The following is a 19,092-nucleotide window of genomic DNA, read 5'->3' on the forward strand; positions in this document are numbered from 1 at the left end:
CAGACACATGGAAGAACAGAACAGCATGAAAATCAACCAGCTTCCATCGAAAACATGGTACTGGCTGGGATTAAATGATACAAAAGTAAAATGGGCGGCGGGTGCGCCGTGTGAAATCTGCGCGGAAGAGCCGTCTGCGGATGATGAGATAACGGGTTTTCCGGAAGCTATGAATACCGGGGCAGGAAAAGAGACGGATGTCCTTTTTGCACCGGAGCAGACGAAAAACTGGAATGTCTCTGCAAAGGAGGGGCAGACGAAACAGGTCACGCTTTCCATCGGACAGGGAAAAGAGACGGTTTCATCCGGAAAGATCCGCGCGGTGGCAGAAGAGGGAGCTTCCCTTACCGTTTTCGAGGTATTTGAACCGGCACAGGCAGCGGGACAGCTCGCGGTGCGGACAGAACTTTACGCGAAAAAAGACAGCCGCATCCGGCTCGTGCAGGTGATGATGCGCGGTGAGGGACAGGAGCTTTTAAATGATGTCGGATGCATCTGCGAGGAAAATGGTGCACTGGATCTTTTACAGGTCGTTGTCGGAAAAGGCGATGTCTATGACGGTATCTGGACCGAACTGCAGAAGGATCACGCATCACTGCAGGCAGAAATCGGCTATCTTCTGCAGAATCAGCAGAAATTTGATGTCAATCTGAATGTGCGCCACTTCGGAAAAGTAACCGAGAGCACGATCCAGGCAGACGGAACGCTGATGGATGCGGCGGAAAAGATCTTCCGCGGCACAATCGACTTTGTGCGCGGTTCGGCAGATTCCGTCGGAGCAGAGACAGAACAGGTATTGCTGCTCGGCGATGATGTAGTCAACAAGACGATTCCTGTGATCCTCTGTGCAGAGGAAAACGTACAGGGAAGCCACGGCGCGGCAATCGGAGAACTCGATGAAGAGACACTGTTTTACTTCGGTGCGCGCGGCATGGACCGTACACAGGCAGAAAATACGATGGCGCGGGCGAAACTGGAAGCAAAAATCCAGAAGATCGGCGATGCGGACATCGAACAGAAAGTAAAAACACAGCTTGCGGAGGTGCTTGACCGTGACAACAGATAACATCAGAAAAAATTTCCCGCTTCTGCAGCAAATGGACACGATCTATCTGGACAACGCGGCGACGGCACAGCGCCCGTCATGCGTTCTTGTTGCAGTACAGGAATTTTACGAACAGAAAAATGCAAATCCTCTGCGAGGATTCTATCCTTTAAGCCTGGAGGCGACGGAGAGCTATCAGGAGGCAAGAAAGACCGTACAGGAGTTTATTCATGCAGAAGAGCCGGAGGAGATTATTTTTACCCGGAATACAACGGAAAGCCTGAACCTTGTGGCATACAGCTATGGCCTGAACTTTTTAAAGGAAGGCGACGAGATCGCTGTAACAATCATGGAGCATCACAGCAATCTGCTTCCGTGGCAGATGGTGTCGCGTATGACTGGGGCGAAGCTCCATTATCTGGAATGTACCAGTGAGGGCGAGCTGACCGATGAGGAGCTCCAAAAGGGCATTAATGAGAGAACACGTCTTGTGGCTGTTACGCAGGTATCGAATGTGCTCGGCTGCGTGAATCCGATCCAGAAAATCACGGAGATGGCGCACCGCGTGGGAGCCGTTGTCGTTGTGGACGGCGCCCAGAGCGTTCCGCATATGCCGGTCGACGTACAGGCGCTGGATGCAGATTTTCTCGCCTTTTCCGGCCATAAGCTGATGGGCCCGATGGGAATCGGCTGTCTGTATGGAAAACGGGAACTGCTGGAAAAAATGCCGCCGTTTTTAACCGGAGGCGAGATGATCGATTCCGTTTACCGCGACGGAGCCGTTTTTGCACCGGTTCCGCAGAAATTTGAGGCGGGAACGGTAAATGCAGCCGGTGCGGTGGGGCTGGCCGCAGCGATCCGGTATCTGCAGGAAAAAGGATTTGATTATATCCAGAAAAAAGAGCTGGAACTGACGCAACGTGCTATGGAAGGACTCGGCGCGCTGCCGTACGTTCATATCCTCGGTTCCAAAGATCCGGCCAACCACACGGGCATCGTTTCGTTTACGATTGACGGCGTGCATCCGCACGATGTGAGCGAAATTCTTTCTTCTGACGGCATCGATGTGCGGGCAGGCCACCACTGTGCACAGCCGCTTCTGGAATATCTTGGCGTCCGAAGTTCGACAAGAGCCAGCATGATGTTTTATAATACACCGGAAGAGATTGATGCACTGATCGAAAGTGTATCCACAATCAGAAGGAGAATGGGCTATGGAGAGTAGAGGATTTTATAACGAAATTTTGACGGAGCACAATCTGCGTCCGGAATTCAAGCATGATCTGCCGGATGCGGACATCGTACTCGAGGGCGTCAACCCAAGCTGCGGCGATGATATCTGGCTGAAATTAAAAGTCGACGGCGATGTGATCACGGACGGTGCGTTCGTGGGCGACGGCTGTGCGATTTCGCAGGCATCGGCGGACATTATGCTCGGCATGATCATCGGAAAGACGAAGGACGAGGCACTGCGCCTGGGAAATCTGTTTCTGCGCATGATCAAAGGAGAAGCATCCGACGAGGAGATTGACGAACTCGAGGAGGCTGGTGCACTGAAAGATATCTCCCACATGCCGGCAAGAGTGAAATGTGCAGTGCTTGGATGGCATACGCTGGAAGAGGCATTTAAACAGGAAAAATAAGAACAGAAAAACTTTTTGCATTTCTGAGAAAAAGTATCACTTTACCCACTTGCAATTTTCAAAAAAATTAGTTATAATGAATTACAGTTAGTAAAGACTAACCAAAGCGAATCAATCATTGTTATCTCCCGTCTGCGGATCTTGGACACTTCGCAGGCGGGAAACTCCAGAAACAAACGAGAAAGGAGCACACGAAAAGTGAAGAGCCTGAAAATTGAGGAAGTAAAAGGAAGAGAAATTCTGGATTCCAGAGGAAACCCAACCGTAGAAGCTGAGGTTGTTCTTGCAGGGGGCGTTGTAGGGCGCGGCATGGCACCAAGCGGCGCATCTACCGGTGAGTTTGAGGCACTGGAATTACGAGATGGAGATAAAGCAAGATACCTTGGAAAAGGTGTGCAGAAAGCAGTAGAAAACATCAACACCGTCATCAACGATACCTTAAAAGGTATGGATGCATCCGATACCTACGCTGTAGACAAAGCCATGATCGATGCAGACGGAACAAAAGATAAATCCCGCCTGGGTGCAAACGCCATTCTGGCTGTATCCATTGCCTGCGCAAGAGCAGCAGCAAACGCACTTGAGATTCCGCTGTACCGCTTCTTCGGCGGCGTTTCCGGAAATCGTCTGCCGGTTCCGATGATGAACATCATCAACGGCGGATGCCACGCACTTTCTTCCGGCCTGGATGTACAGGAGTTCATGATCATGCCGGTTGGAGCATCTTCTTTCAAAGAGTGCTTAAGATGGTGCGCTGAGGTCTTCCATGCACTGGCTGCCATCTTAAAAGAGCGCGGACTGGCAACATCGGTTGGAGATGAAGGCGGTTTTGCACCGGCTCTGAAATCCGATGAAGAAGCCATCGAGACCATTCTTGAGGCAGTGAAAAAAGCAGGCTACGAGCCAGGCAGAGACTTCAAGATCGCGATGGATGCTGCTTCCTCCGAGTGGAAGACAGGAACCAAGGGTGAATACAAACTGCCGAAAGCCGGCACTGTATTTACTTCCAAAGAGCTGATCGCTCACTGGAAAGCACTGGTAGAGAAATATCCGATCATCTCCATCGAGGATGCTCTGGATGAAGAAGACTGGGAAGGCTGGAAAGAGCTGACCGCAGAGCTTGGCGGAAAAGTACAGCTTGTCGGTGACGACCTGTTTGTAACCAATACTGAGCGTCTGGCAAAAGGTATCTCCCTTGGCTGCGGAAATTCCATCCTGATCAAACTGAACCAGATCGGTTCTGTATCTGAGACCCTTGAGGCAATCAAAATGGCTCACAAAGCAGGCTACACCGCAATTTCCTCCCACCGTTCCGGTGAGACCGAGGATACCACCATCGCAGACCTGGCTGTTGCCCTGAACACCTGCCAGATCAAGACCGGTGCACCGAGCCGTACCGAGCGTGTTGCAAAATACAACCAGCTTCTCCGAATCGAAGAAGAACTTGGAACGGCCGCTGTATACCCTGGTGCAAGAGCATTTAATGTGACACAGGACTAAGCAGTAAATAACATAATACCATAAAAAAAGACAAGATCCTTCCTCTTAAAACCAACCATAAATAAGTGTCCCCGGGGCCGTTGAAAAACGTGTTTCCCGGGGATTCTTGCATGCGGGGGAGGGGTATATGAAAAAACACTTGACTTGAAGCGGACTTGAAGTGTTATCCTATCTAGGAAAATGTAAAAATAAGGGGGATATATCGAAATGAGCGAAAGATTATGGAATATTCTTCTGGATTCTTTCTGGAAAATCTTTCTGCCGGGCCTTAAGGTGACGATTCCGCTTACTGTAATCTCGTTTTCCATTGCACTTGTAATTGCGACGGCAATGGCTATGGTACAGTTTGCAAACATCAAAGGCCTTCGTCAGATTGCACGTTTCTATATCTGGATTTTCCGCGGAACCCCGCTTCTGGTCCAGCTTTTCGTTGTGTTTTACGGACTTCCGCGCGCCGGTATTCTGATCGATCCGTTTCCGGCGGCAGTTCTCGTCTTTTCCCTGAATGAGGGCGCCTACAGTGCCGAGACGATGCGTGCGGCCCTGGAAGCCGTTCCGGCAGGCCAGCTCGAAGCCGGCTACTGTGTCGGCATGTCGTATCTGCAGATCATGCGGAGAATTATCCTTCCGCAGGCGATGCGCACCGCTTTCCCGCCGCTTTCCAACTCTCTGATCGCCATGGTAAAGGATACTTCCCTTGCCGCAAATATCACCGTAACGGAGATGTTTATGGTAACGCAGCGGATTGTAGCGCGCACCCATGAGCCGCTGGCACTGTATATTGAAGTAGGACTGATCTACCTGCTGTTCTCCACTGTGCTCACGAAGCTGCAGGGAATCGGAGAGAAGAAACTGAGTACATATCAGAAAAAAGGGGAATAAGCCATGCTGGAAATTAAAGGATTAAAGAAAGCGTTCGGCAGCCTGGAAGTATTAAAAGGTGTAGATTTAAAAGTAAAACAGGGCGATGTTGTTGCAATCCTCGGTCCGAGTGGTTCGGGAAAAACGACGATGCTGCGCTGTGTCAACTTTCTGGAGCATGCGGACGGCGGCAGCCTGATCTTTGACGGGAAAGAATATCCGTTCCACAACATCAGCAAAAAAGATATCGCGGCGATCCGTCAGAAAACCGCATTTGTATTTCAGAACTATAACCTGTTCCTGAACAAAACAACCCTTCATAACGTAACCGAAGGCCTGATCATCGGCAGAAAAATGCCAAAAACCAGGGCGGAGGAAAAAGCGCGTGCAGCGCTTGAAAAAGTAGGCATGCTGGACCGTGCGGACTACTATCCGCATCAGCTTTCCGGCGGACAGCAGCAGAGGGTGGCAATCGCCCGTGCACTGGCAACCGATCCGGAAATTATCTATTTTGATGAGCCGACCTCAGCACTCGACCCGGAGCTGACCGGCGAGGTGCTTGGTGTTATGCGCCAGCTTGCCAAAGAGGGAATGACAATGCTCGTTGTCACGCATGAGATGGGCTTTGCAAGAAACGTTTCGAACAAAGTTGTCTTTATGGAAAACGGCGTTGTCGTTGAGGAAGGTCCGTCGAAGGAATTTTTCGCAGATCCGCGGGAAGAGCGGACGAGAACATTTTTGCAGAATATTGAACAGCATTACGAGTAAGGTATCCCGCAAAGCGGCAAATCCTGCCCGGAGCACGGAATCCGGACAGTTTGCAATAAAGAAAACAGAAGAAGCAAAGGCAGCTTCTTCCAGAACAAAACAAAAAAGGAGTGGCGAATATTATGAAAAAGAAAATGGCAGCAGTATTTCTGGCAGGTATCCTGACATCATCCTTTTTACTGACCGGATGCGGAAACAGCACGGCAGATAACAGCAGTGCTTCTTCCTCTTCATCAGCATCTTCTGCAAGTGCGTCTGGGGATCTTTTAGAGCAGATCCAGAGCAAGGGTGAGATCGTTGTGGCAATGGAAGGAACCTGGGCACCGTGGACGTATCACGATGAGGACGACAACCTGGTCGGCTATGACGTAGAAGTGGCACAGCAGATCGCAGAGAAACTCGGCGTGAAAGCAACCTTTGTAGAGGGTGAGTGGGACGGCCTTCTTGCAGGAATCGATTCCGGCCGGTACGATATCATGGTAAACGGCGTAGATATCACAGAGGAGCGCGCTGAGAAATACAGCTTTTCCGATCCATACGCATACAACCGCACCGCTGTTATCGTAAACTCTGCTAACGATGAAATCCAGTCCATGGAGGATCTCGACGGAAAGAGCACCGCGAACACCATTTCCAGTACGTATGCAGAAGTTGCCGAGAAATATGGCGCAGCCGTTACCGGTGTTGACGATCTGGAGCAGACTTTCGAGCTTCTCTTAAGCGGCCGTATCGATGCAACTCTGAACGCAGAGGTAACGTATTACGATTATATGAAAGCACACCCGGATGCAGAGATCAAAATTGCATGTCTCGATCCGGAATCCACAAAAGTCGGTATTCCGATGAAAAAAGGCGATGAGACCAAGACGCTGCTTGAGGCAGTCAACAAAGCACTTGGCGAGCTCGCAGAAGAAGGAACACTGACAGAGCTTTCGGAAAAATATTTTGGAACGGATATCTCCAAAGAAGCAGCAGAATAAGATACAAAATAAAGAAGGTTACAGATCATGATTGCAAATTATCATACCCATACATGGCGGTGCCGCCATGCGGACGGAACGGAGCGGGAGTATGTGGAGCGCGCGATTGAGGGCGGCCTTAAAATTCTCGGTTTTTCCGACCATTCGCCTTATCCGTTCCCGGACGGCTACGATTCCGGCATGCGGATGCGGCTCGATCAGGTGGAAGGCTATGTAGACACCGTGCTGGCATTGAAAAAAGAGTATGACAAGGATATTGAAATCCATCTCGGACTCGAAACAGAGTATTTCCCGAGATTCTGGGATCAGCTGATTGATTTTTTGTCGGACTATCCGTTTGAGTACTTTGTGCTTGGCCAGCACAGCCTGGGAAATGAGATCGAAAAGATTCTCTACAGCGGCCATGGAACAACAGACGGAAGCTACCTGAAACAGTATGTGGACCAGTGCCTGGCAGGCATCGATACCGGAAAATACCTGTATCTGGCACACCCGGATCTCTTTTTATTCAACGGCGACGAAGCAGTGTTCGACCGGGAATACCGGAGACTCTGCCGTGAGGTGAAAAAGAGAAACATTCCGCTGGAGATCAATTTCCTTGGTCTGATGGAAGAAAGATGGTATCCGAACGAGAAGTTCTGGAAGATCGCCGGCGAAGAAGGAAACACCGCCGTTTTCGGCTGTGATGCCCATACGCCGAAAGCCGTCTGGAATCCGGAGACGGAACAGAAGGCACTGCAGCTGGCAGCAAAATACGGTCTGAAAGTACAGGAAACCGTTCCGATGCCGAAGACATTTTAACAGAAGCAGAAAAAGCTGTTCTTTTCTGGTGAGAGTTTTGAAAACTCCGCGGAAAAGAACAGCTTTTTTGATATGAGATTTTTTATGCTTTTTTTGTGTGCATCAGCCGTACCGCCTCTTCCCGCTGTTTCAGAATCTTCTGAATCGAAGTCCAGTAAACAATCATTGAGACAACCGGCCCGATCAGGTCGGAAATAGGTTCCACGTAGAAGATGTTTTCCAGTGCAAAGAACCGCGGCAGAAGAAACAGAGCGGTAAAGTAGACGAATTTCCGGAAGAAGGAGAGTGCAAACGAATAGCGCACGCAGCCCATTGCAGTAAAGCCGTCTACAATCTCGTACTGAATGCCGAGCGGAATGACTGAGAGTGTCGAAATATGGATCGCGCGGACCACCATCGAGACGATCTGCGGATCGGAAGTAAAAAGCTGCGCAAACAGCGTTCCGGCGGCATTGGAGACGAGGAACATCAAGGTCGTAAATCCGGCACAGAGTGCGATGATGGTTTTCTGTGCCTCAAGAATACGCCCGGAATTTCCAGCTCCATAATTGTATGCGAGGATTGACTGCGTTCCGCCGCTGATTCCGCCGAGCGGTATCGTAATAATCAGCATAAAGCTCTGAACGATCGTTGCACAGGTGATGAAGCTGTCTCCTTGTCCGGCGGGTGCATACCGCTGCAGGACGGCGTTCATCGCAATGATCATCACATTGTCGATGGCAATGATTAGAAACGGAGTAAAACCGACTGTCAGAATGCGTTTCATGATCGCAAATGAATACCCGCCGAAGGTGATGCGGATCGGAATCGTCTTTCCGAACAGAATATGCAGCACATACAGACAGCTTGCGATCTGGGAGAGCACGGTTGCAATTGCTGCGCCACGCACGCCGAGATGCAGAACGAAGATAAACACAGGGTCCAGCAGCAGATTCAGGACGGCGCCTAGCAGAACAGATTTCATTCCCTCACTGGCAAAGCCCTGGCAGATCACAAACTGGTTCAGGCCGGTCGATAAAAGCGCAAACACAGAGCCGGAAACGTAGATCATAAAATAGGCTCTGGCGTAAGGATACGTAACGGTGCTGGCTCCGAATGCCATCAGCATCGGGCGGGTTAAAAAAAGCGCCGCGGCTGTCAGAACGAGAGACAGGGAAACAAGCATCAGAAACGCATTAGCCAGGATGCGGGATGCCTCTTTTTCATTTTTCTCTCCGAGCCGGATGCCGAGCAGCGGTGCGCCGCCGACCCCGATGAGGGAGGAGAACGCGCCGATCATGGTGAGAATGGGACCGCAGACGCCGACACCCGCGAGCGCCAGATCACCGACAGAGGCAATGTGGCCGATGTACATACGGTCTACAATGCTGTACAGAACACTCACGAACTGTGCCAGCATGCTCGGAAAAGCAATACGGGGAACCAGTTTTCCGATCGGGTCGGTTCCGAGATGGTTTACAGTTTTCATAGAAAAATACCTTGTCGTTTTTTAGGTTTGGGAACAGACAGCAAAAAACATGCCCGAAACAAAATCCGGAAGACTTTGTTTCGGACATGCCGCTTTTGGTCTGTTCTGATAGATCAGCTGACAGAAAAATTATTCAGCAAGAGTGGTCAGATCTACTTTGAAATCGTCAGATCCCTGTCCGTCTACGGTGTAGTAAGCGGCTCTCTGCTCTGCGTTCAGGTAGATTTTGATCTCGCCTTTTAATCCGTTTGCTTTTACTTCTTTTTTGATGACTGCTTCGAGGTCTTTCATAGATACTTTTGTCTCGAAGATCTCAAGAACGGTATCAGATACTTTTGTCATTTTACGTGGGGTTTTGGTTGCTTCTGCCATGGTTTCCGTGGTCTCCTTTTTTATTGTTTTTTTAACGGTTTCTTTTTTGGTTGCTTTTTTCGGCTCTTTTGCAGCTTCTGCTTTTCCTTCGGCTGCTTCTGTATGTAAGGTTTTTTCAGTCGTTGGTTTTACTTCTTTTGCCGGTGCCGCTGTCTTTACAACGGTTTCCGCTGTTTTTGCAGCTTCTGCAGCCTGCTGTTTCGCTTTGGCCATTTTTTTCATGGTTCTTTTATTCATTTTATTCACTCCTCTATGCGATATCTCTAATAAATTACCATGTTTTTTGCCTTCTGTCAAATTTAAATTCGAGAAAACAGCGGCTTTAGGATTGTACACGGCGGAGCACAGAAAAGATTTTTTCAGAATCCCAGATCTGCGGAACAGGGTAGGTGGGATTTGCTTCTTTTAAAGCACGGCGTGCTATTTCTGTGTAATCATTCGGCGAAAGGTGCGGCAGAGTGGATGGAATGTCAAACGAATCGCGCATAGCCTCGATAGCTGCAATCATCCGCTCAGCCTTTTCAGAAACGGTATCTCCGCCGAGAGAAAGCGCATCGGCGAGAACGGCAAGTTTAGGCGCAATGCAGGAACCGTATTCGCGCAGAACAGCAGGCAGCAGAACCGCGTTGGCTCTTCCATGCGGAATGTGGTACAGTGCGCCGACGGCGTGGGCAATGGCATGGACGTAGCCGACAAAGTTGTTGGTAAAAGCGAAACCGGCCAGGTACGATGCATGAAGCATTTCCTGCCGTGCAGCAAGATGGGTGCCGTCTCGCCAGACTTCGGGCAGGGCATGGAAATTTTCGCAGACTGCCTCGATGGATGCATTCTGCACGCTGCGGGAGGCGAAGAGGTTCAGAAAAGCTTCCATGGCATGGGTCAGGGCATCCATACCGGTATCTGCGGTCATAGAGGACGGGAGGCTGATCGTAAGACGCGGATCGAGAACTGCCGTATCCGGGATCAGACAGAGGTCATTGACGGCGTATTTGTATGGTTTCCCGTCGATACAGTCTGTGATGACAGCTGCCGCCGTTGTCTCCGAACCGGTTCCGGCTGTCGTCGGCACGGCAAACAGCGGCGGAAGTTTCCGACGGACTTTCAGGAGGCCCCGCATCGCAGGAACCGTCTTTTTCGGACAGCAGACGCGGGCACCGATCAGCTTTGCTGCATCGAGAACGGATCCGCCGCCGATGGCGAGGATAGCCTGCGCCTGAATCTGCTGATAAAGACGGAAACCCTGTTCCACGCTCTCAATCTGCGGATCCGGGGCGATTTCGGAGAAAATGGTGACGGAAATGTTTTCTTTTTTACAGCCATCCAGCAGAGACGTCAGTGTTCCGCGGCGGACAAAGCCGGGGGTAGTCACCAGGAGAATCCGGGAGATCCGGCGTTTCCGGAATAACGCGGGGAGCAGCAGAACAGCATCCGGTGCTGCAAGGAGTGTCTGTTTCTTATGCTCTGTCAGATGAAGAACGCGGCTCAACACCCACTGCCGGGTGCGGAACCAGAAAATGGAATGCATCAATCAAGTACCTCCATAAAAAATCGTGAGAATCGTATATCTCTTATTGTAACAGTGCACGGCAGGTTTTTCAATTCGTATAGGAATTTTGAATCTTCCGTGAAAAGAATTGACAGTGTGAAAAATGCGTGTTATAGTACGAATAGAACAGATAAAAAGAGCCAGGAATTGTTCACCTGGGAAATCAGGAAAAGGCTTGACTGGAGGTGCCTGATGATGGAAACAAAGAGAGATTATTATGAAGTATTAGGCGTCAGCCGGAATGCAGACGAGAAAGAAATCAAGCGTGAATACCGGAAACTGGCGAAAAAATATCATCCCGATACGAATGCGGGAAACCCGGATGCGGAAAAGAAATTTAAGGAAGTGACAGAAGCGTATTCTGTCTTAAGCGATCCGGAAAAGAAGAAAATGTACGATCAGTTCGGATTCGCGGCGTTCGACCAGGGAGCCGGCGCGTACGGCCAGCAGGGCGGTGGAAATCCGTACGGCAGTGCGTATGGAAACCCGTTCGGCGGAAGCGGAAACAACGGCGGCTATCACGAATTTCACTTTGAAGGAAACGCGGACGATATGTTCGGCGATTTCTTTGATCAGATGTTTCATGGCAAAAGCCGTGGATTCGGAAGCGAGCGGTATACGCGTTCGGGAAGTAGCAGACATCCGTTTGAGGATGCATTTTCCGGCCGCGGTACGGCAGAGGATCTCGATCTGCACGCTGAGGTTTCGATCCGCCTGGAGGAAGCGGCATCGGGCTGTGAAAAACAGATTACCCTGCGGAACCCGGATGGAACGACCAATACGCTGCTGGTTAAAATCCCGGCCGGTATCGAGAGCGGAAAGAGCATCCGTCTGCGCGGCAAAGGCCATACAGGATCAAACGGCCGCCGCGGCGATCTGATTTTGAAGGTCAATGTAGAAGAAAAGAAAGGCTTTGAACGGCGCGGAATGGACATCTACACGACGATTCAGATTCCATACACAACGGCAGTCTTTGGCGGTGAAGCGCGTGTCTCGACACTGTACGGAGATGTGGTCTGCAAAATCAAGGAAGGAACACAGTCCGGCAGTAAGCTCCGTCTGCGCGGCAAGGGCATGGTATCGATGAAAGATGCGAACGTGCACGGTGATCATTATGCGACGATTGAGATTGCTGTACCGCGCAGTCTGAACCGCACAGCACGCCAGAAACTGATGGAATATAAGGAAGCGTGCTGAAAATGTGAAGAAACTGTGAAATCGGAAAATCCGGGTTGACAAATCGTGTTTGTGGTATTATATTACATCTAGAACAAAGAAAAGGAATCAACAAGAAACCAATTCTTCCTTGCATGTTCCCAAACATCCTGTTCCAAGAAACTTATTCATAGCCACAAGGCAAAGCAAACTTAACACCCTTCACAAGATAAGAAGCCTGCTAAGAATCAGATTTTTGGAGGAAAAGGTAAATGAATACTTTAAAAGCTGAAAAGAGAAGTTTGGATGTAAAAGCAAAAAGACTTAGAAGAGAAGGATACGTTGTCGGCAATGTATTCGGCAGAGAGATGAAAGAATCCATTCCAGTTAAGATGGTAAAAAGAGATATCGAGAAACTGCTGAAGACAGACCACAAAGGCAGCCAGATTATGCTGGATGTCGACGGAACCGCATACGATGTCCTGATCAAAAATGTTGATTATAACCCGGTAGCCGGACAGATTGATTCGATCGAGTTCCAGGCACTGGTCAGCAACGAGAAAGTTCATTCCGTTGCAGAGATTGTCCTTGTAAACCATGAAAAGATCGCAGAAGGCGTTCTGCAGGAGGATCTGAACGAGGTTGCCTACATGGCATACCCGGCATCCCTGGTCGATCAGGTAATGGTCGATGTCGGAGAGATGAAGATTGGTGATGTCATCCGCGTCAAAGATCTGTCCCTGGCCGCTGACCCGGATATCACCATAAAGACCAATCCGGAATCCATTGTCGTAAGTCTGATGGCTTCCCACAACGTAGAAGCACCGGCAGAAGATACCGAAGAAGCAGAAGAGAAATAAACAGAATAAGCACATACAAAGAGATCCGAAGGCGTCAAAAACCTTCGGATTTTTTGCGTGAAAAATATGGTTTGAATCGATCAGATATAACTCATGAAGCCTTTTCCGATAATTTCGCTGCTCTTTGTGATCGCAATAAACGCGGTCGGCTCGGTATCATGAATAAACCGCTGAAGATAGACGGCCTGCTTGACATCCACAACCGTGAGAATGACTGTCCGCTGCTGGTCGGAGTAAGCGCCGACGGCGTCGTAAAGGGTTGCGCTGTGATTGAGATCCTTTGTGATGAAATCGCAGATCGGCTGCGGATTGTTGGAGATAATCGTAAAAAATTTATTCAGCTTCATCCGCTCAATCGTTTTGTCAATCAGCAGTGTTTTCGCTATCAGACCGAGAACCGAACAAAGTCCGGTTAAGGTATCGAAAATCAGGAAAGCAAGGATGACAACGATGAGGTCGGTCACCAGCAGGGCAGTGGAAATATTCATTGTAGAATATTTTTTAATAATCATGGCGATGATGTCTGTGCCGCCGCCGGAGGCATTCTCAAAAAACAGCAGTGCTGCCGCCAGTGCCGGAAGAATAATGGCAAAGCAGAGCTCCAGCATGATCTCATCGGTAAGCGGATGTGCCATCGGAAACAGCTTTTCAAAAATGTTCAGAAGAACCGAGGAAAGCACGGTCACGTAGGCTGTCTTGACGCCGAAGTTCCGCCCCAGCACAGCAAAACCAACCAGCAGAAGCAGCAGGTTGATAAAAAGGTTGATCTGTGAGGCAGTGAACGGAAGAAACCGGCAGATGACAACGGCCATACCGGATACACCGCCGAAAGAAAAATTATTGGGGAATTTAAAAACATAAATTCCAATGTCCATGATCAGAACAGCTGCGGTAATGACAGCATATTCTTTTAACGTTTGTAATGCAGGCTGCGATGCCTGTTCTTTTGTGTCCATTTTTTTGCTCCTTTATTTGAATTTGAGGCGACCTTTATTTTATTATAGAAGAAACTTTTTTGAATAACAGCTAATAATGTATCCCCCTCTTCAAACATAGCATGGCATATGGTAGTTTGTCCAGTTACATTTTCCTTATTTCCATTTTTCCGTTTTCCGATGGTTGTATCCAATTTATTTCTGTGGTATGATGAAGGGCAGGATCTTTTTTCGGAAAGAAAAAATCTGCAGTTTCTGTTTCAAAATGTTTCGAAAAAAGAAGAAAAAACAGAAACAAAAATGGAGGAAGAAACATGAAAAATACAAAGGTTTATGTTGATTTTATAACAGAGAAACTGAAAAAACTGCTCTCCATCGACAGCCCGACCGGCTACACGAAAGATGCCATTGCATGGCTGAAAGCAGAGTACGAAGCGATGGGCTATGCGCCGGTGATCACCACAAAGGGCGGCCTTCTGGTGCAGCTTGCCAAAGGCTGTGAAGGAAACGGCGGTGTCCTTGTGGAGACACATACCGATACGCTCGGCGGCATGGTAGCGGAAGTGAAAGGAAACGGCCGTCTTCGTCTCACCGCGCTCGGCGGTATGAATCCGAACAATGCGGAGACGGAAAACTGCGTTGTCATCACAAGAGACGGAAAACGGTACGAGGGCTGCTTCCAGATGAACAACCCGTCGATCCATGTCAACGGTTCCTACGACCAGCAGGACCGCACCTACGACAATATGGAGGTCGTTCTGGATGAGATGGTCTTCTCCAAAGAGGAGACAAAAGCGCTCGGCATCGAGACCGGTGATATCGTCTGCTTTGAGACGAGAACCCGCATCACCGAGAAGGGATACATCAAGAGCCGTTTTCTCGATGATAAACTGAGCGTTGCAATCCTGCTCGGCTATGCGAAGTATTTAAAAGAAGAAAATATCACACCGTCCCGTCCGGTTTATCAGCACATCACCGTGTACGAAGAAGTCGGCCACGGCGGATCTGCTTCCGTGCCGGAGGGTGTGACGGATATCCTTTCTGTTGATATGGGCTGTGTCGGCGACGGACTGGAGTGTAAAGAGCATCAGGTATCCATCTGCGTCAAAGACAGCGGCGGCCCTTACAGCTACGATTTTACCGGTGAGCTGATTGCGGCAGCAAAAGCAAACGGAATCGACTATGCGGCGGATGTTTACCCGCACTACGGCTCTGACGTGGAGGCAACGCTCCGCGGCGGCGCAGACGCACGCCATGCCCTGATCGGCGCCGGTGTGTACGCATCCCATGGATATGAGAGAAGCCATGTGGACGGCGTGAAGAATACGCTGGAACTGCTTGCGGCGTATCTGGACAAATAAAAATAAGAACAAGTGAGAGAATTGCATGAGAAAATTAGCATTGCCAGAAGAAGTGCTGCTCCAGATTGAGCAGCCTGCGCGATACATTGGAAATGAATTCAACAGTGTCGTAAAAGACAAAGAGAAAGTAGCCCTGCGCGGCGCATTCCTGTTCCCGGATGTGTATGAGATCGGTATGTCCCACCTTGGCATCCAGATCCTGTACGATATGTTCAACAAACGCGAGGACATGTGGTGCGAGCGAGTTTATTCCCCATGGCCGGATCTGGACCGCGTGATGCGTGAACAGAACATTCCGCTGTTCGGCCTGGAATCCCAGGAGTCGGTGAAAAACGAGGATTTCCTGTTCATCACCCTGCAGTATGAGATGTGTTATACAAACGTTCTGCAGGCGCTCGACCTTGCCGGAATCCCGCTGCATGCGGTGGAGCGTACCGGCGAGGACCCGATCGTCATCGGCGGCGGCCCGTGTACGTACAACCCGGAGCCGATCGCTCCGTTCTTCGACCTGTTTTACATCGGAGAGGGTGAGGTTGTGTACGACCAGCTTTTCGACACGTATCTGGAAAATAAAAAGAACGGCGGAACCCGTCTGGATTTTCTGAAAAAGGCATGCCAGATCCCGGGCATTTACGTACCGCAGTTTTATGAAGTAACGTACCACGAGGACGGAACCGTTGCAGCCTTTACGCCGTCCATCCCGGAAGCGCCGGAAAAGATCAAAAAACAGCTCGTCATGGATATGACCGAGGCAACGTATCCGGAGAAACCGGTCGTGCCGTTTATCAAGGCAACACAGGACCGTGTCGTTCTGGAGATCCAGCGCGGCTGTATCCGCGGCTGCCGTTTCTGCCAGGCGGGTATGGTGTACCGTCCGACAAGAGAGCGCGATGTGGAGAAGTTAAAAGAACTTGCGACCCATATGCTGCGCAATACCGGCCACGATGAGATTTCGTTGAGTTCTTTGAGCTCGAGTGATTACAGCCATCTTCCGGAGCTTGTCAACTATCTGATCGACAGCTGCCCGGAAAAAGGTGTCAATATTTCCCTTCCGTCTCTTCGAATCGACGCATTTTCCCTCGATGTCATGAGCAAGGTACAGGATATCAAAAAGAGCAGCCTGACCTTCGCACCGGAGGCGGGAAGCCAGCGGATGCGGAATGTTATTAATAAAGGTCTGACCGAGGAAGTCATTCTCGACGGAGCCGGAAAAGCGTTTGAGGGCGGCTGGAATAAAGTAAAACTGTATTTCATGCTGGGCCTTCCGACCGAGACCGAGGATGATATCAAAGGAATTGCGCATCTGGCGGAAAAGATCGCAGAGCGTTACTATGAGATTCCGAAAGACCAGAGAAACGGAAAATGCCAGATTACGGCAAGCTCCTCGTTCTTTATTCCGAAGCCGTTCACTCCGTTCCAGTGGGCACCGATGAACACGGAGAGGGAGTTTCTTGACAAAGCGGCGATTGTAAAGGCAGAGGTCCGCGCACAGCTGAATCAGAAGAGCATCCGTTACATTTATCATGAGGCAGATATTTCCCTTCTGGAGGGATTCCTTGCACGCGGTGACCGGAAATGTGCCGAAGTTATTGAAAAAGCGTACAGAAAAGGTGCTATTTTCGATGCCTGGTCCGAGTATTTCCGGAAAGATGCCTGGGAAGAAGCGTTTGCAGAGACCGGCATTGACGTTTCGTTCTATGCCTGCCGTAAGCGCAGCACCGATGAGATCCTTCCGTGGGATTTCCTTGATATCGGCGTGACGAAAAAATTCCTGATCCGCGAATGGGAGCGGGCACAGCAGGAAACCGTTACCCCGAACTGTAAGATGCAGTGTTCCGGCTGCGGAGCAAAATCATTCGGAGGAGGTGTCTGCTATGAAAATCAGAATTAAGTTTGCCAAAACAGGTGTGATGAAATTTGTGGGTCATCTGGATGTGATGCGTTACTTCCAGAAAGCAATCCGCCGTGCGGAACTTCCGATCGCTTATTCCGAGGGCTTCAGCCCGCACATGCTGCTGTCGTTTGCTTCTCCGCTCGGTGTCGGCATCAGCAGCACCGGTGAATATTTCGATATGGTGCTCGCGGAAGATATGAAAACCGACGAGATTGTAAAACGTCTGAATGCGACGATGGTTGAGGGAATGGAAGTGCTTTCCGCCCGCCATGTGCCGGATGGAAAAGCAAGCAAGGCAATGTCTCTCGTAGCAGGAGCCGATTATCTCGTGCAGTTCCGCGAGGGAAAAATGCCGGAGATTGATCTGGAAACGAAAGTACCGGTGTTTTTTGCACTTCCGCAGATTGAGATCATGCGAAAGACAAAACGAAGCGAAAAGCTGACCGATATCCGCCCATGGATTTACGATATGAAAGCAAAGAAAAGCGGTGTCTGGATGCAGCTCTCCACCGGAAGTGTTTCGAACCTGAAACCGGAGCTCGTGATGGAAGCGTTCTGCAAATGGTGCGGGGTTGAACTGCCGCCGTTTGCATACACGATTCTGCGCGAGGAAGTTTACGCAGACATCGGAACGGAAGAAGAGCGAAAGCTGGTTCCGCTGGAAGCATTAGGAGAAGAAGTTGAGTAAACGAGTTGTCATTGCCCATCTGCCGTGGGAGGGAAAAGATTACCTGGTACACACGCTGGTGGAAGGAGAAAGACCGGTCGAACTGACGGCCCTCTGCAGGGAGAAGGAAACGCTGCTTGGCAATATCTATGTCGGCCGGGTGGAAAAACTGGCGCCCGGGATCCGCGGGGCATTTGTCTCGTTTGCGGAGCAGCAGAGCTGTTTTCTTGATCTGTCCCGTGTAAAAGAAGGGTATCTTCTGAAAAAAGCACCGGGAACGGAACTGCATGTCGGAGATGAAATTGTCGTGCAGATCCAGCGGGAAGCGCAGAAAACGAAGCTTCCGTCGGCGACAGCAGAACTTTCTCTTTCGGGAAGTGCCCTGGCGCTCTATTATGGAAAGCCGGAAATCTCATGCTCGGGACGCCTTCTGCCGGAGCAGAAAAAACGGTTAAAAGAACTGGGAAGCCGGATGTTTCCAGAGCTTTCCGGCGGAAGCCTTCCGTTTGGCGTGATCTTCCGCACCGCATCCGCTGATGCTTCGGAAGAAGAGATCCGGCAGGAATATCTCGAGCTGTCCGAAAAACTCGCGCGGATTGTCCAGTATGGAACGATGCGGAGCCTGTACTCCTGCCTGTATCGGGCGTCAGATGCCGTGCCGGAGCTCGTCAAACGGTATGCACCGTCAGTTTCAGAACTTGTGACAGATGACAGAGAAACGTATGAGATCTGCAGAGAATATCTGGAGCGCCATGATTTTCACGACTGCCGCCTGACCTGGTATGAGGATCAGCTTACCACACTGACAAAGAAAGAAAATCTCGAAAATCACGTAAAACAGGCACTCGACAAACGTGTGGATCTGCCTTCCGGCGGATTCCTCGTGATCGAACCGACCGAAGCGCTGACCGCGATCGATGTGAACAGCGGAAAGCAGCTCGGCGGACGGAAAAATACGTTTCTGTACAGCGTAAACCAGGAGGCAGCCCGCGAAATCGCCCGCCAGATCCGCCTGCGCGGGATTTCCGGTCTGATCCTGGTTGACTTTATCAACATGCCGGAAAAAGAGCAGGAGGAGCGCCTTCTCGGCTTCCTGCAGGGTCTTGTGCGGGAAGATCCCGTCCAGACCAAAGTTGTGGATATGACGGCGCTTCATCTCGTGGAACTGACGAGAAAGAAAATCCGCCGGCCGCTGGCAGAACAGATGAAATGACGGTGACCTTACAAAGGAGGAAT

The 19,092-nt window shown here is 50.2% G+C and carries 18 protein-coding genes; 14 read left to right on the forward strand and 4 right to left on the reverse strand.

All coding sequences use genetic code 11. From position 1 onward, the window contains the following. Positions 1 to 7 precede the first annotated feature (7 nt). From DWX00_RS00125 to DWX00_RS00160, 8 genes are all read left to right on the forward strand, one after another. Positions 8 to 1,066 carry a SufB/SufD family protein gene (locus DWX00_RS00125; protein WP_117761484.1) on the forward strand — a complete coding sequence of 353 codons (1,059 nt, stop codon included), beginning with the start codon at positions 8 to 10 and terminating at the stop codon, positions 1,064 to 1,066. Continuing rightward, positions 1,053 to 2,270, forward strand: coding sequence for an aminotransferase class V-fold PLP-dependent enzyme (locus DWX00_RS00130; RefSeq protein WP_118594423.1), 1,218 nt, complete (start codon positions 1,053 to 1,055; stop codon positions 2,268 to 2,270). Before DWX00_RS00125 ends, DWX00_RS00130 begins: the two co-directional genes overlap by 14 nt. Then, positions 2,260 to 2,688 carry a Fe-S cluster assembly sulfur transfer protein SufU gene (sufU, locus tag DWX00_RS00135; RefSeq protein ID WP_055217922.1) on the forward strand — a complete coding sequence of 143 codons (429 nt, stop codon included), beginning with the start codon at positions 2,260 to 2,262 and terminating at the stop codon, positions 2,686 to 2,688. Before DWX00_RS00130 ends, sufU begins: the two co-directional genes overlap by 11 nt. Positions 2,689 to 2,886: 198 nt before the next feature. Continuing rightward, the gene (eno, locus tag DWX00_RS00140; protein WP_055217920.1) at positions 2,887 to 4,188 is read left to right on the forward strand and encodes a phosphopyruvate hydratase; all 1,302 of its coding nucleotides are present in this window, start codon (positions 2,887 to 2,889) and stop codon (positions 4,186 to 4,188) included. 207 nt (positions 4,189 to 4,395) lie between these two features. Beyond that, entirely contained in the window at positions 4,396 to 5,070 is a 675-nt protein-coding gene (locus DWX00_RS00145) for an amino acid ABC transporter permease (RefSeq protein ID WP_022462789.1), read from the forward strand. 3 nt (positions 5,071 to 5,073) lie between these two features. After that, entirely contained in the window at positions 5,074 to 5,817 is a 744-nt protein-coding gene (locus DWX00_RS00150) for an amino acid ABC transporter ATP-binding protein (protein WP_118594424.1), read from the forward strand. A 122-nt stretch (positions 5,818 to 5,939) separates the two neighbouring features. Further along, the gene (locus DWX00_RS00155; protein WP_055217916.1) at positions 5,940 to 6,797 is read left to right on the forward strand and encodes a transporter substrate-binding domain-containing protein; all 858 of its coding nucleotides are present in this window, start codon (positions 5,940 to 5,942) and stop codon (positions 6,795 to 6,797) included. Positions 6,798 to 6,824: 27 nt separating this feature from the next. Continuing rightward, complete coding sequence (locus DWX00_RS00160) at positions 6,825 to 7,598, forward strand: histidinol-phosphatase (RefSeq protein ID WP_055217914.1); 774 nt, start codon at positions 6,825 to 6,827, stop codon at positions 7,596 to 7,598. 82 nt (positions 7,599 to 7,680) lie between these two features. On the opposite strand, the gene DWX00_RS00165 is transcribed toward DWX00_RS00160, so the two are convergent. From DWX00_RS00165 to DWX00_RS00175, 3 genes are all read right to left on the reverse strand, one after another. Then, the gene (locus DWX00_RS00165; protein WP_055267881.1) at positions 7,681 to 9,066 is read right to left on the reverse strand and encodes an MATE family efflux transporter; all 1,386 of its coding nucleotides are present in this window, start codon (positions 9,064 to 9,066) and stop codon (positions 7,681 to 7,683) included. 129 nt (positions 9,067 to 9,195) lie between these two features. Continuing rightward, positions 9,196 to 9,675 (reverse strand): DUF6465 family protein, encoded by a 480-nt coding sequence (locus DWX00_RS00170; protein WP_022462784.1) that lies wholly within the window; start codon positions 9,673 to 9,675, stop codon positions 9,196 to 9,198. Between the two features lie 85 nt (positions 9,676 to 9,760). Next, positions 9,761 to 10,963, reverse strand: a complete 1,203-nt coding sequence (locus DWX00_RS00175; protein WP_022462783.1) for an iron-containing alcohol dehydrogenase — start codon at positions 10,961 to 10,963, stop codon at positions 9,761 to 9,763. Between the two features lie 216 nt (positions 10,964 to 11,179). Between DWX00_RS00175 and DWX00_RS00180 the strand changes: the two genes are divergently transcribed. Together DWX00_RS00180 and DWX00_RS00185 are read left to right on the forward strand one after the other, a co-directional pair. Next, positions 11,180 to 12,181, forward strand: a complete 1,002-nt coding sequence (locus DWX00_RS00180) for a DnaJ C-terminal domain-containing protein (protein ID WP_055267919.1) — start codon at positions 11,180 to 11,182, stop codon at positions 12,179 to 12,181. A 230-nt stretch (positions 12,182 to 12,411) separates the two neighbouring features. Further along, complete coding sequence (locus tag DWX00_RS00185) at positions 12,412 to 12,999, forward strand: 50S ribosomal protein L25 (protein WP_055267887.1); 588 nt, start codon at positions 12,412 to 12,414, stop codon at positions 12,997 to 12,999. A gap of 80 nt (positions 13,000 to 13,079) precedes the next feature. Here the strand turns inward: DWX00_RS00185 and DWX00_RS00190 are convergent, their stop codons facing one another. Next, positions 13,080 to 13,955 (reverse strand): YitT family protein, encoded by an 876-nt coding sequence (locus tag DWX00_RS00190; RefSeq protein WP_055267889.1) that lies wholly within the window; start codon positions 13,953 to 13,955, stop codon positions 13,080 to 13,082. A gap of 293 nt (positions 13,956 to 14,248) precedes the next feature. Here DWX00_RS00190 and DWX00_RS00200 point away from each other — a divergent pair, with 293 nt between their 5' ends. Genes DWX00_RS00200 through DWX00_RS00215 form a run of 4 tightly spaced genes read left to right on the forward strand, consistent with a single transcriptional unit; the run spans position 14,249 to position 19,069 of the window. Continuing rightward, entirely contained in the window at positions 14,249 to 15,295 is a 1,047-nt protein-coding gene (locus DWX00_RS00200) for a M42 family metallopeptidase (RefSeq protein ID WP_117509152.1), read from the forward strand. Between the two features lie 25 nt (positions 15,296 to 15,320). After that, positions 15,321 to 17,186: a TIGR03960 family B12-binding radical SAM protein gene (locus DWX00_RS00205; RefSeq protein ID WP_118594425.1), complete on the forward strand. Its 1,866-nt coding sequence runs from the start codon at positions 15,321 to 15,323 to the stop codon at positions 17,184 to 17,186. After that, positions 17,170 to 17,877, forward strand: a complete 708-nt coding sequence (locus DWX00_RS00210; RefSeq protein WP_117508951.1) for a TIGR03936 family radical SAM-associated protein — start codon at positions 17,170 to 17,172, stop codon at positions 17,875 to 17,877. The genes DWX00_RS00205 and DWX00_RS00210 overlap by 17 nt, the downstream gene beginning before the upstream one ends. After that, complete coding sequence (locus tag DWX00_RS00215; protein WP_118594426.1) at positions 17,870 to 19,069, forward strand: ribonuclease E/G; 1,200 nt, start codon at positions 17,870 to 17,872, stop codon at positions 19,067 to 19,069. Before DWX00_RS00210 ends, DWX00_RS00215 begins: the two co-directional genes overlap by 8 nt. The last annotated feature ends 23 nt before the right edge of the window (positions 19,070 to 19,092 follow it).

It is taken from the genome of Blautia sp. AF17-9LB, from assembly GCF_003479185.1.
Taxonomy (GTDB): Bacteria; Bacillota; Clostridia; order Lachnospirales; family Lachnospiraceae; genus Fusicatenibacter; species Fusicatenibacter saccharivorans.